Here is a 13,104-nt window from a genome sequence, read left to right as displayed (position 1 = left end):
AGGTAATAGCGCCGGCGCGTCAATGCGCTGAGCGTTTGGTTTCGCTCTTTATAAATAGCTTGCCTCTCGTTTCAGCGCCTCCTGCGTGGCCTGGTCCACCTGTTCAAAGGGGATGGATTCGATGCAAAATCGGCCCCCGATCTCACATAAAACTTGCTCTTTGCTCTTTTTGCCTGCAACCATGCGCTTCGCTTCACCCGCTTTTTGCCGTCTCCGTTGATTCATACCGCTCGTGTGTCGCATTGTACTCCGAATGCGTCTTCGCGGCTGCCGGCAGTGATTGGCCTGTGCCGGCAGGGCCCCACTCCGGAGGATGCTCCCCGGCGCGTCCGGAAAAGCTGGGGATATCGGATTGCTTGGTGAAGGAGATCAAATCGGCGTCTGCAAATAAATAGGTGGCGTCCCTTGTCCGCAGAACACAGCGGTATGCCCCCGTGCTTGCAGTTAAGGAAATCTGGTTTTCTCCCCCTTCGGCATATGTCCCGATTTCAAACACGCCTTGCGCTTGCGCGTACCTGCAGTAATTCCCGTTGCGGTCAAAAACCAGATACGCGCCGGCGCCTGGCGTGGTTTCCGCAGTACGGTAGGTCCCGCCGAGCGGCGGGAGGGGGGCTTTTTTCGCCGCATACTGCACTAGGTTGAACGCCAGAGAGCACGCCAGCGCAGTCACAAGGATCGGAATTCTAACGGAGGACTTGACGTTATGCATGTATACGGGCTCCTTTCGGCTGTATATCTGGGGCGTGGACTTCGGGTCACACGGATACGATAACGCAATCGTGGCCAAACTTCAAGGCGCAATTTTTCCTGTTTCGATTGAAGCCGAACATGGCCTGAAGCAAGATTTCTCTGGAGATTGCCTGTGCCTGTCTCTGTTTTTCCATTCAGCCGCCGTTTGAACGCACCGACCTGCCGGCCGGGAGCCGAATTCCCTCCCGCTCCGATCACGCACCGGCGTCCGGTTTCCGTACAGATTTTTTGAAAAAATTCATGGGGAGGATTTTTGCAATATACAACAACCAGAGGTTTTGATATAATAAAACCCAGGAAGGGGAAGCCCCGGAAAGGAGGTCCCACCCGTGAACCTGATCCAGATCAAGTATTTTTTAGAGGTGGCCGAGTGTCTGAACTTCACGGCGGCGGCGGCACGGCTGTTTGTGTCCCAGCAGTGCGTCAGCAAGCAGGTGGCCAAGCTGGAACGGGAGATCGGCGTGCGCCTGTTCGAGCGCAGCACCGCCAAGGTGGCCCTCACCGACGCGGGCAAACTGCTCCAGGGGGAATGGAGCGCCATGCTGGAGCGCTGCGATCAGGCGGTGGTCCGTGCCCGGGCGGTGCAGGACGCGGGGCGGCCCTCCATCCGCATCGGCCTTTTGGAGCTGTGCGGCGTGGTGGACTTTGTGCTGCCCCGGCTGAGCGCCTATAATGAGGCCCATCCCGGCGGGGAGCTGGAGTATGAGATCGGCGGCTTCCTGCAGGTGCAGGAGTGGCTTTTCATGGGTCAGGTGGACGCCATCGTCACCTTCAATTATGAGGTGGCACGCCTGCCCGACCGCTACCAGTTCCGCAATCTGCGGGATATGGACGTCTTTATCATCCTCTCCAGGCGCCACCCCCTGGCCCGGCGGGAGCAGGTCACCCTGTCCGACCTGAAGGGCCAGGTGATCTATGCCTTTGCGCCCAACTATTCCACCTACGCCAGCGACACGGTGCTGACCCACTGCCGCAAGCTGGGGTTTGAGCCGGAGTTCAAGTATTTCAACAGCATCAACGCCATGGAACTGGCGCTCCAGGCGGGCAAGGGAGTCAGCGTGGCATTCCGGGAGTTTTACCGCAACCAGGGCGGCGAGCTCCTGTTTTACCCCACCCCCGTGCTGGAGGGCTGGCAGCAGCCCTCAATCTCCGTGTGCTGGAGCAAGGAGAACACCCCGCGGCTGGAGGAGTTCATCCAATGCCTGGAGACCTGAAAAGCGCGCGCTGCAGCGAACAAAACCGGGCGGCATACGGCCGCCCGGTTTTTTGCAGCAGGCCTGTTTTTGACTGTTTACTGCAGCAGCGCCCGGTAGGCGTCGGCACTCCCGACCCGGCCGACTGCCGAGAGGGAGGCGTTCTGAAACTGGAACAGCTCCTGGGCCAGCCGGCGTACGTCCTCCCGGGTGACCGCGTCGTAGCGGGCGATGACCTCGTCTTCGTCCAGTACCCGGCCCACCAGCAGCGCCCCCCGGCCCAAACTGCTCATGCGGGACTGGGTGGACTCCAGCCCCATGAGCACATTGGCCTTGGACTGCTCCCGGGCGCGGGAGAGCTCATCCTCCGTGACCCCATGCTCGGCAAAGTCCCGAATGACGGAGAAGACCGTCTCCAGCGCCGCTCCCTCCGTCTCCCGGCCCAAGGCGGTATAGACCCCGAAATAGCCGGTATCGTCATGGCAGGTGCCATAGGAGTAGATGGAGTAGCACAGTCCGCGCTGTTCCCGGACCTGCTGGAACAGACGGGAGGACATGCCGCCCCCCAGGATGGAGGAGAGCAGCTGGAGGGTAAAGCGCCGCTCGTCGGCAAAGGGCAGGCCGGGGAAGGCCAGGGTCAGGTGGTTTTGCTCGATGGCCTTGCGTTTGACCGTGACGGCAGGGGTGTAGCGCCCCGGCGGGGAGGGGGGAAGGGGCCTGGCCTCCATGGCGGAAAAGCGGGCGCGCAGGGAGTCCACGTCGGCCTGGGCAAAGCTGCCCGCCAACGCCACCACGATCCGCTCCGGGCCATAGTGGGCGGCCTTGTAGTCCCGCAGCCAGGCTCCGCTCATTTTCTCCAGGGTGGCCTTGCGGCCCAGGATGGGACGGGCCAGAGGGGTGCCCTGAAAGACCGCCGCCGCCAGCCGCTCGGCGCACAGATCCTCGGGGTTGTCCTCGTACATGCCGATCTCCTCCAGGATGACGCCCCGCTCGGTGGCAACGTCGGCCTCGTCGAACCGGGAGGAGAAGAACATATCGCACAGGATATCGGCGGCCTGGGCGAGGTGGGTATCCAGCACCCGGGCGTAAAAGCAGGTGCACTCTTTGGTGGTAAAGGCGTTGATCTGTCCGCCCACCGCGTCCATTTCCCCGGCCAGCTTCTCGGCGGTGCGGTGCTGGGTGCCCTTGAACAGCATATGCTCAATAAAATGGGCGGCGCCGTTGGCGCCGCTTCGCTCGTGACGGGAGCCGGTGCCCACCCAGATGCCCAGAGCGGCCGAGCGCACATAGGGCACCCGCTCGGTCAGGATGCGCACCCCGTTGGGAAGGGGGATCGTTTCGTACATGAAAAGACCTCTTGTAATTGAATTTAGGACCCGCGCAGGGCGATCAGCAGTAAAACCACCGCCGTGCAGAGCAGGACAAGGGCCAGATAACCCAGGACTTTTGTTTTTGTCATCACGCCTCGCTCCTTCTGGTTCAAATGGGGTCGTGCTGCGGTTCCGGCGCGGCCGTCCCGCAGGGGGCGGACCGGACGTGCCGGGCAAGGGGCACGCGGCGGCGTCCGCGGTTGAAGCCTGCAGGGCGGGAGCAGACCGTGCCGCTCAAGCGGTATCATAACCGTATCGCAGCTATTATACCATATCCGCAGGCGCTTGTCAGCCGGGAAATTCCGCATGACGCCCCGAGTCCGCCCAGCGGGCACAGCGGCGGAGCGGTCCGCGCCGCACCAAACGGATCGCCAGCCCAGGCCGTACGCCGTCCCAGCGCAAGGCGCGCATGGCTCTTTGGCTTTACAGGAGAGGCGAAACTTGCTATACTGATCCTCAGCGAAATCGTCGTTTCTGCGCGAACGAACGGAAGGATAAGGTCGGATCGCAAATGCGGGAGAATCTGTTTTTGGTGGCCTCTCAGGTGGGGACGCTGTTTTTGATGATGGCGGTGGGGTTTGTGCTGGCCAGGCTGGGCAAGCTGACCCGGGACAATCTGCCGCGGATGACCTTTTTGCTGCTCTATGTCGTTATCCCCTGTCTCATCGTGAACACGCTGCAGACGGAATGCAGCCCGGAAGTGCTGCGCTCCATGGGGGCGGCGGCGCTGGTGACGGCGGGGCTGTACGCCGTCTACTGCCTGCTGATCCTGCCCTTTTTCCGCCGTCAGCCGCCGGACACCCGCGCGCCCCTTCAGTTCGGCGTGGTCTACGGAAACGTGGGGTTTATGGGCATACCGCTGATCCGGGCCGTGCTGGGTACGCCCGGGATGCTCTACGTGACGGTGATTTTTATCGTCTTTAATGCCTACAACTGGAGCCATGGCATCCTGCTGATGGGGGGAAGGCGCCGCTTCTCCCTGAAGCGCGCCGTCCTCAACCCCGGAATCCTGGCTACCGCCGTGGGCCTGCCCCTGTTCCTGCTGGGGATACGCCTCCCGCCCGTCGTGGGCAGCGCGGTGAGTTTCCTCGGAGACATGAACACCCCTCTGGCCATGATCGTCATCGGGGCGCAGATGGCCTTTGCCGATCTGGGGGCCACCTTCCGGGACCGGCGGCTTTATCTGGCCGCCTTCCTCAAGCTCGCCGCCATGCCGGCCCTGACCCTGCTGGTGCTGTACCCCCTGGGGCTGGACCCGGTGCTCTATTCCGCTCTAATCATTCTGGCCGCCACGCCCACCGGCGGTACCGCCTCCATGTTTGCCCAGCAGTTTGAACGGGATGCGGTCGCCGGAGCCCAGGTCGTCACCCTCACCACCCTGTTCTCCATCCTCACCTTGCCCGCCTTCGTCCTGCTGGCGAAACTGGCGGGCGGGGCCTGAGCGCAGATCGCAGCACCGCCCCCTCCGGATCAGGCCGGAGGGGGCGGTGTTTTATCCGTTCAGAATCAATTCCACCGGGCAGTGGTCGCTGCCGTACACGTCCGCGTGGATCACGCTGTCCCCGACCCGGGGGGTCAGGGCGTTGGAGACGATGAAATAGTCGATGCGCCACCCTGCGTTGTTCTCCCGGGCGTGATACAGATAGCTCCACCAGGTGTAGGCCCCGGTGCGCTCCGGGTAGAGCTGCCGGAAGGTGTCGGTAAAGCCGCCCGCCAGCAGGCGGGACATCTTGGCGCGCTCCTCGTCGCTGAAGCCCGCGTTGCCGCGGTTGGACTTTGGATTCTTCAGGTCGATCTCCTGATGCGCCACGTTCAGGTCCCCGCACAGCACCACCGGTTTTTGGGCCTCCAGGGCTTTCAGATAGACGAAAAAGGCGTCCTCCCAGGCCATGCGGTAATCCAGCCGGGCCAAGCCCCGCTGGGCGTTGGGGGTGTAGCAGTTCACTAGGTAAAAATCAGAAAATTCCGCCGTAATGACCCGCCCTTCGGTATCGTGCTGCGCGGCGCCGATCCCATAGGAGACGCTCTGCGGCGCCGTCCGGGTAAACAGGGCGGTGCCGGAATAGCCCTTCTTTTCGGCGCTGTTCCAGTACTGATGATAGCCGGGCAGCTCCAGTTCGATTTGGTGGGGCTGGAGCTTCGTCTCCTGAAGACAGAAAACGTCGGCGTCCGCGGCGCGGAAAAAGTCCAGAAAGCCCTTGCCCAGGCAGGCGCGCAGGCCGTTGACGTTCCAGGAGATCAGATGCATGCGTCCGCCTCCGTCCCCCATCGCATGGGTTTGCCCGCGCCGTCCAGCAAAGGCGTGAGCCCGCCGGCGTAGCCGCTGATCGTCTGCAGATAGAGCGCCCCCGTCTGGGTATCCAGCAGGATGCGGACGGTCTCCGTCACGCCCTGCGTATATACGACCTGAAACCGATCGTTCTTTCCCATACGCGTCTCCTCTCAATCGGTCATACACTGCCGCCGAACCAGCCCCGGCGGTCGAAGTGGACCACCTCCAGCTTGATGCCGTCCGGGTCCTTAAAGAAAAAAGCGTAGTAATCCGGGGTATACTCTGCCCAGAGCTTGGGCGGGGAGACGATGGTCACGCCGGGAAGGTCCTTTACCTGGGCGTAGACCCGGTCCACCTCCTCCCGGCTGTCCGCGCCAAAGGCCAGGTGGTGCACCGCGCCGGGACGGCGGCGGCAGACGGTCTCCTCCGCAAAGTCGGGCCGCGGGCAGATCAGGGACAGGGAAAATTCCGCTCCGCTGTAATCGACGGCCCGGTACTCATAGGCGGGCTCGTCCCCCTTGGCCTTCATGGTCAGCTCGAAGCCAAGAAGGGGCAGCAGGGCGTCGTAAAAGACCTCCTCCCGGTCCAGGTCCTTCACGGTGATGTCCAGATGGTCGATGCGTGGGCGCATGGCGCAATCCTCCTTATGGTCGCAAGGCGGTTGGGAGCGGGCACGGCGGGAAGCGGCGGACGGCTCAGTACCGCCGCACCACAGCCACGACCTTGCCCAGGATCTCACAGCCGTCGCCGTCGATGGGCTCATAATCCGGGTTCTCCGGCATGAGCCAGGTGTGCCCGTCCTTGCGGCGCAGGGTCTTCACCGTGGCTTCGTCTTCCAAGAGGGCCACCACGATCTCGCCGCTGCGGGCCTCCTGCTGCTGGTGGACCACCACCAGGTCGCCCGGCAGGATGCCCGCGTACTTCATGGATTCCCCCCGCACCTGAAGGGCGAAGTGCTCCCCGGCGAGGCCGCCGGTATCGAACGTCAGATAATCCTCGATGCACTCCTGCGCCAGAATGGGCGCTCCGGCGGCCACACTGCCCACCACGGGCACCTGGTCCGCCCGCTCCTCCGGCTCCGGAAGCCGGGCCTGCGGGACGTGCTGCGCGCCGCAGGCCGTAATGGAGCGGGTCTTCCCCTCGGCCTTGGTGATCAGGCCCGCCGCCTCCAGCCCCTTCAGATGAAAGTGAACGGTGGAGGGGGATTTGAGCCCCACGTGCTCCCCGATTTCCCGCACGGAAGGGGGATAGCCGTGCCGGGCGGCGAAGTCGATGATATAGTCGTAGATCTGCTGCTGCTTGGGGGATAGCTTTTTCATGGCAGACCCTCCTTTTTTCGCGTGATCCACGCTTACTATAACATAGTTTTCGCAAAACTGCAAACATTTGTTCTAAGCAATTTGCAAAATGGCCCTTGATTTTGGGGCGGGAAGCGTCTAAACTAGATAAGCTCTTAACGATTAAGCGGTTAACGAAAGGAAGTGCTTGGGATGAACCCACGGCCTGATCTGCCGGGCATTCTGGTGCACGCCATCCACCGGCTCCATCGCAATGCGGTACAGACAAAGCTGAGCGCCATGGGCCTGGAAGGCGTCGGATCGCCCATGATCCTGATGCTGCTCAAGCGCCGGGGCGCGGAAGGGGGAGGGGCCTATCAGCGGGAGCTGGCCGACGCCCTGCGCATCTCTCCCGCGGCCATCGCCATGTCTCTGCAGTCCCTGGAGCGCGCGGGCTATGTGGCGCGACGGGGGGACCCGGGCGACCAGCGCCGCAAGCGCGTGGTCATCACGCCCCGGGGGGCGGCGGCGGTGGAAACCTGCCGGGACGCCCTGGCGGCGGCGGACGCGCAGATGCTCGCCGGTTTTACCGCTCAGGAGCGGGAGACCCTCACCGCCCTGCATCTGCGGATACTGGACAATCTGACCCCCGGGGACAGCCCCGCGGGGGACCCTTTTGAAAGGTTGGGATGCAATTGCTCAAGACCTTAGCTTCTTACCTGCGGGAGTACAAAAAGTACGCCCTGCTGGCTCCGCTGATGGTGGTGCTGGAGGTGCTCTGCGAACTGGCGCTGCCCCTGGTCATGGCCAAGATTGTGGATGTGGGCATCGCCGGCGCGCAGGTGCCCTATATCCTGCGCATGGGCGCGGCCATGCTGGCGCTCTCCCTGGCCGCCATGGCCTTCGGGGTGCTCTCGGCCCGGTTTTCCGCCGTGTGCAGCCAGGGCTTCGGCGCAAACCTCCGCCAGGGGCTGTTCGACCAGGTACAGGAATTTTCCTTTGCGGACATCGACCGGTTTTCTTCCGCCTCGCTCATTACCCGCATGACCAACGACGTCAACGCCATCACCATGATGCTGGCCATCGGCCTGCGGATGCTCACCCGGGCGCCGGTGACCCTCGTTGCCGCCCTCATCGTCACCGCGTCCATCAGCCCCAGGCTCTCCCTGGTGCTGCTGGCCGTCATCCCGGTCATGGCGGCGGCCATCGTGCTGCTGATGAAGATCTGCAGCCGCCTGTTTGAGGTGATGCAGAAGAAAATCGACAACCTGAACAACACCGTGCAGGAAAATCTGGTGGCCATCCGGGTGGTGAAGGCCTTTGTCCGGGAGGGGTATGAAAAGACCAAGTTCATGCGCTCCAACGATGAGCTGACCGCCGCCTCCCTGAACGTGGGCATGCGGATCATCGCCATGCTGCCCATCATGATGATCTCCCTCAACGTGGCCACCGTACTGGTGCTGTGGATCGGCGGACGGATGGTCATGAACGACACGCTGCTGGTGGGACAGCTTTCCTCGTTTATCAGCTACATCGCGCAGATCCTCATGAGCGTGATGATGGTGGCCATGGCGCTGCTCCAGCTTTCCCGGGCCCAGGCCTGCGCCCGCCGCATCTGTGAGGTGCTTTGGGCCACGCCGGACATCCGGGACTGTGAACTGAGCCGGGAGCTCCCCGCGCCCCGGGGCAGGGTGGAGTTCCGGGACGTCTGCTTCAAATATGTCGCCACCGGCACCGGGGACGACGTGCTCCGGGATGTGAGCTTTACGGTGGAACCCGGCCAGTTTGTGGCGATCGTGGGCGGTACCGGCGTGGGCAAATCCTCCCTGGTCAACCTGATCCCCCGTTTCTACGACGTGACCGGCGGCGCGGTGCTGCTGGACGGAGTGGATGTGCGGGATTATCCGCTGGAGGAGCTGCGCGCGCGCATCGGCATGGTGCTGCAGAGCAACGTGCTTTTTTCGGGTACGGTCCGGGACAATCTGCTCTGGGGCAAGCCGGACGCCACGGAGGACGAGCTGATCCAGGCCGCCCGGGACGCCCAGGCCTATGACTTCATCATGGGCCTGCCCGACGGGTTCGACACCTGGCTGGAGCAGGGGGGCACCAACGTCTCCGGCGGACAGAAACAGCGCCTGTGCATCGCGCGGGCCATGCTGCGCCGCCCGGCGGTGCTGATTCTGGACGACTCCACTTCTGCCGTGGACTCGACTACCGAGGCCAAAATACGGGAATCCTTCCATCAGAACCTGAAGGATACCACCGTTCTCATCATTGCCCAGCGCATCAGCTCCGTGCAGTACGCGGACCAGATCATCATCCTGGAGGACGACCACATCGCCGGCATAGGCACCCATGCGCAGCTGCTGGCGGGCAATGAGATCTATCAGGAGATCTACCAGTCTCAGCAGGAGGGGGTGGGGGAAGCATGACACAGCGTCAAACACAGCAGCGGCCCATGCATGGGCCCGGCGGCGGCCCCCGGGGCGGATATCAGAAGCCCAAGGATATGAAGAAGACCATCCGCCGCCTGCTCACCTATCTGACCCGTCACAAGCTGGCCCTGGCGGGGGTGTTCCTCTGCCTGCTCGTCTCGGTGGGCAGCAATTTGGGCGGCTCCTATCTGCTGCGGCCCATCATCAACAACTTCATCTACTCCGGCGGCCGGGACTTCGCGGGGCTGGCCCTCTCCCTGCTCCAGCTGCTTGGCATCTACGCGGTGGGGGCCGCGGCCTCCTACGCCCAGTCGGCGGCCATGGTGCGGCTGGCCCAGCGCGGCGTGAACAAGCTGCGCCGGGATCTGTTCGACAAGCTGCAGGCGCTGCCGCTCTCCTACTTTGACCGGCACCCCCACGGGGAGCTGATGAGCCGCTTTACCAACGACGCGGACAACGTGCAGACCGCCCTGGAACAGAGCCTGGTCTCCCTGATCTCCAGCGCCCTGATGTTCGTGGGACTGGTGGTCATCATGCTGGCGACCAATCCCCTTTTGTTCCTCATCACGGTGGTTGTTCTGGCGCTTACCCTGTTCCTCTTCTCCAGGCTGGGGGGCAAGAGCCGGAACTATTACCGGCAGCAGCAGGCCACCCTGGGCGACATGAACGGCAATATCCAGGAGATGATCGAGGGACTGCGCGTGGTCAAGGCGTTCACCCACGAGCGGGCGGCCAAGGAGGAATTCCAGCGCCGCAACACCGCCTACCGGGACGCGGCCACCCGCGCCAACTTTTATTCTAATGCCATCATGCCCGTCTCCAACAACCTGATGAACATCAGCTACGCCCTGACGGCGGCCTTCGGCGGGCTGATGTCCATTCTGACGGGCTTCGATCTGGGCGGCCTGGTGATCTACCTGAACTACTCCAAGCAGATAGGCCAGCCGCTGAACCAGATCTCCATGCAGCTGACCAACGTGCTCTCCGCCCTGGCGGGCGCCGAGCGGATGTTCGAGGTCATGGATACCGCGCCCGAGGCGGACGAGGGCAGGATCACCCTGGTGCCTGCCGTTTTGGATCCGGCGGGCCGCCTGGCCGAGCGCACCGACGCGGGCCGTGGGGGCATGTGGGCCTGGAAGACCCCCAAGAACGCGGGCCTGGCGCTGGTCCCGGCCGCCGAAGGCCCCGGCGGGACGCTGACGGAACTGGACGCGCCCGCGCCGGGCTGCCGCTGGGCCTGGCGGTATCCCGGCCCCGACGGCGCGCCGTCTCTCCACCAGATCCGGGGCGCGGTGCGCAGCGTGGACACCGAGGACTGCTGGCTCACCGAGCTGCGGGGGGCCGTGCGCTTTACCGATGTGGACTTTTCCTATGTGCCCGGCAAGCCGATCCTGAAACAGGTGAACGTCTACGCCAATCCGGGCCAGAAGATCGCCTTCGTGGGTTCCACCGGCGCGGGCAAGACCACCATCACCAACCTGATCAACCGTTTTTACGAGATCGACTCCGGCCTGATCACCTATGACGGCATCGACGTGAGGGCCATTCGGAAGGAGGACCTGCGCCGCTCCCTGGGGGCGGTGCTCCAGGATACCCACCTCTTCACCGGCACCATCCTGGACAACATCCGCTACGGACGGCTGGATGCCACCGACGAGGAGTGTGTCGCCGCGGCGAAGAGCGCCAACGCCCATTCCTTTATCCGCCGCCTGCCCCAGGGCTACGACACCCCCGTCTCCGGCGACGGCGGGAACCTGTCCCAGGGCCAGCGGCAGCTGCTGGCCATCGCCCGGGCCGCTGTGGCCGACCCGCCGGTGATGATTCTGGACGAGGCCACCTCCTCCATCGACACCCGCACCGAGCGGCACATCGAACGGGGGATGGACGCTCTGATGGAGCACCGCACCGTCTTTGTCATCGCCCACCGCCTGTCCACGGTGCGCAACGCCAACTGCATCGTGGTCATCGAGCGCGGCGCAATCGAAGAAAAGGGCGACCACGCGCAGCTTTTGGAGCACCGCGGCCGCTACTATCAGCTCTACACCGGTCAGTTCACACTTTCCTGAAAGTATCTACTTGCGCACGATTCCGACGCGTGCTATCATGTTCACCATCATATGTTGAACCGTCCGGTTTAAATGGAATGACCTGCGGACGGCGCGGATCCAAAGGAGGATATGCATCATGGGGAAATTTGACGGCAAGGTTGCCGTGATCACCGGCGGCGGTAAGGGCGGCGGGATCGGGTACGGTCTGTCCACCGCGTTTGCCAAGGAGGGGTGCGATCTTGTCATTACCGGACGCAACACCAGGAAGCTGGACGACGCCAGGGAGGAGTTGGAGCGGCTCTACGGCGTCAAGGTCCTGGCCTGCCAGGCCGACGGCGGCGTGGAGGAGCAGGTGGCGGGCGTGGTCAAGCAGGCGGCGGATACCTTCGGCCGCATCGACTTTTTGATCAACAACGCCCAGAACTCCGCCTCCGGCGTTCCTCTGGCCGAGCACACCAAGGAGGACTTTGACAAGGCCGTCTACTCCGGGCTGTACGCGGTGTTTTTCTATATGAAGCACGCTTACCCCTATCTCAAGCAGGCCCGGGGTTCCGTGGTCAATTTCGCCTCCGGCGCGGGCCTGTTCGGGAAGCCCGGCCAGAGCTCCTATGCCGCCGCCAAGGAGGGGATCCGCGGCATGACCCGGGTCGCCGCCACCGAGTGGGGCCCCGACGGCATCAACTGCAACTGCATCTGCCCCCTGGTCATGACCGACGCGCTGAAAAAGTGGAAAGAGGAGTACCCCGCGGTCTATGAGCAGACCATCAAGGGGATCCCCGCCGGCCGCTTCGGCGACCCGGAGAAGGATATCGGCCGAACCGCCGTGTTCCTGTGCTCGGAGGACGCAAAGTATATCTCCGGCGAGACGATTACCATGCAGGGCGGCTCCGGCCTGCGGCCCTAAGGCATCACCGCACAATTCCCCGCGCGCGTCTTGGCGGCCGATTCGCCCCGCAAATGCGTTGCAAGACCTTGCAGTATACAAAGTGTTCCTGCGGTTTTGCGCCTTTTTGCGGCACAAATTTTCGGGCCGATCCGCACGCGCTGAATGATGCGGTAATGCCCCAAGGAAAAATTTGCAGCTTTCCTGTTTACCTTTTGCCCCAAAACCGGTATACTGTAGGCGAACGATCAAACAGGAAAGGAAGGTCATTGTTTATGATGAATCTGGAAGCGCTGAAGCTCCTCAGAGAGCGCCGCAGCTGCCGCAGCTACAAGAACGAACAGATCGCCGACGCCGAACTGGAAGCCGTGCTGGAGGCCGGTACCTACGCACCCACCGGACGGGGCGCACAGTCCCCTGTGATCGTGGCGGTGCAGGACCGGGAGACCATCGGCCGGCTGCGCAGAATGAACGCGGCCATCATGGGCAACCCGGACGCCGACCCCTTCTACGGCGCCCCCACCGTGTTGGTGGTGCTGGCCGACAAGAGCCTCCCCACCCATGTGTATGACGGCGCCTGCGTCATGTGCAACCTGCTCAATGCCGCCCATGCCGCGGGCCTGGACGCCTGCTGGATCCACCGGGCCCGGGAGGAATTCGACTCCGAAGAGGGCAAGGCTCTGCTGAAGCAGTGGGGGATCGAGGGCGACTATGAGGGCATCGGCCACTGCATCCTGGGCTACCGCTCCGGCGAACTCCAGAGCGCCGCCGAACGCAAGGCGGACTATGTGATCCGTGTAAAATGATCCGGAAAAAACGCCCCGGGGGGGGGGGGGGGGGGGGGGGGGGGGGGGGGGGGGGGGGGGGGGGGGGGGG

13 protein-coding genes are annotated in these 13,104 nt (G+C 63.5%); 7 read left to right on the top strand and 6 right to left on the bottom strand.

Going from position 1 to position 13,104, the window contains the following annotated elements:
- Nucleotides 1–193: 193 nt before the first annotated feature.
- Nucleotides 194–709: a hypothetical protein gene (locus NE547_RS00065; protein WP_256174434.1), complete on the bottom strand. Its 516-nt coding sequence runs from the start codon at nt 707–709 to the stop codon at nt 194–196.
- Nucleotides 710–1,079: 370 nt separating this feature from the next.
- On the opposite strand from NE547_RS00065, the gene NE547_RS00060 reads away from it, so the two are divergent.
- Nucleotides 1,080–1,964, top strand: coding sequence for a LysR substrate-binding domain-containing protein (locus tag NE547_RS00060; protein ID WP_256174433.1), 885 nt, complete (start codon nt 1,080–1,082; stop codon nt 1,962–1,964).
- Between the two features lie 77 nt (nt 1,965–2,041).
- On the opposite strand, the gene NE547_RS00055 is transcribed toward NE547_RS00060, so the two are convergent.
- A complete protein-coding gene (locus NE547_RS00055) occupies nt 2,042–3,289 on the bottom strand; it encodes a pitrilysin family protein (RefSeq protein ID WP_256174432.1) in 1,248 nt (415 codons plus the stop codon).
- A 535-nt stretch (nt 3,290–3,824) separates the two neighbouring features.
- On the opposite strand from NE547_RS00055, the gene NE547_RS00050 reads away from it, so the two are divergent.
- Complete coding sequence (locus NE547_RS00050; protein WP_256174431.1) at nt 3,825–4,754, top strand: AEC family transporter; 930 nt, start codon at nt 3,825–3,827, stop codon at nt 4,752–4,754.
- Nucleotides 4,755–4,805: 51 nt separating this feature from the next.
- On the opposite strand, the gene NE547_RS00045 is transcribed toward NE547_RS00050, so the two are convergent.
- From NE547_RS00045 to lexA, 4 genes are all read right to left on the bottom strand, one after another.
- Complete coding sequence (locus NE547_RS00045) at nt 4,806–5,561, bottom strand: exodeoxyribonuclease III (protein WP_256174430.1); 756 nt, start codon at nt 5,559–5,561, stop codon at nt 4,806–4,808.
- Nucleotides 5,552–5,743 carry a DUF6440 family protein gene (locus NE547_RS00040; RefSeq protein ID WP_186908776.1) on the bottom strand — a complete coding sequence of 64 codons (192 nt, stop codon included), beginning with the start codon at nt 5,741–5,743 and terminating at the stop codon, nt 5,552–5,554. Before NE547_RS00040 ends, NE547_RS00045 begins: the two co-directional genes overlap by 10 nt.
- 20 nt (nt 5,744–5,763) lie before the next feature.
- A complete protein-coding gene (locus tag NE547_RS00035) occupies nt 5,764–6,216 on the bottom strand; it encodes a VOC family protein (RefSeq protein ID WP_186908777.1) in 453 nt (150 codons plus the stop codon).
- A gap of 64 nt (nt 6,217–6,280) precedes the next feature.
- Nucleotides 6,281–6,904 carry a transcriptional repressor LexA gene (lexA, locus tag NE547_RS00030; protein WP_256174429.1) on the bottom strand — a complete coding sequence of 208 codons (624 nt, stop codon included), beginning with the start codon at nt 6,902–6,904 and terminating at the stop codon, nt 6,281–6,283.
- A gap of 171 nt (nt 6,905–7,075) precedes the next feature.
- Here lexA and NE547_RS00025 point away from each other — a divergent pair, with 171 nt between their 5' ends.
- From NE547_RS00025 to NE547_RS00005, 5 genes are all read left to right on the top strand, one after another.
- Entirely contained in the window at nt 7,076–7,573 is a 498-nt protein-coding gene (locus tag NE547_RS00025; protein ID WP_256174428.1) for a MarR family winged helix-turn-helix transcriptional regulator, read from the top strand.
- Nucleotides 7,558–9,294, top strand: coding sequence for an ABC transporter ATP-binding protein (locus NE547_RS00020; protein ID WP_256174427.1), 1,737 nt, complete (start codon nt 7,558–7,560; stop codon nt 9,292–9,294). Before NE547_RS00025 ends, NE547_RS00020 begins: the two co-directional genes overlap by 16 nt.
- Entirely contained in the window at nt 9,291–11,363 is a 2,073-nt protein-coding gene (locus tag NE547_RS00015; RefSeq protein WP_256174426.1) for an ABC transporter ATP-binding protein, read from the top strand. The genes NE547_RS00020 and NE547_RS00015 overlap by 4 nt, the downstream gene beginning before the upstream one ends.
- Nucleotides 11,364–11,481: 118 nt before the next feature.
- On the top strand, nt 11,482–12,249 hold the full coding sequence (locus NE547_RS00010) for an SDR family NAD(P)-dependent oxidoreductase (RefSeq protein ID WP_256174425.1): 768 nt from the start codon (nt 11,482–11,484) through the stop codon (nt 12,247–12,249).
- Nucleotides 12,250–12,506: 257 nt separating this feature from the next.
- Complete coding sequence (locus NE547_RS00005) at nt 12,507–13,034, top strand: nitroreductase (RefSeq protein ID WP_256174510.1); 528 nt, start codon at nt 12,507–12,509, stop codon at nt 13,032–13,034.
- Nucleotides 13,035–13,104 lie beyond the last annotated feature (70 nt).

Source organism: Flavonifractor sp. DFI.6.63 (assembly GCF_024462255.1).
Lineage (GTDB): Bacteria > Bacillota > Clostridia > Oscillospirales > Oscillospiraceae > Lawsonibacter_A > Lawsonibacter_A hominis.
The sequence above is the reverse complement of the archived record's forward strand: the minus strand, read 5'-3'. Positions and strand labels throughout refer to the sequence as shown.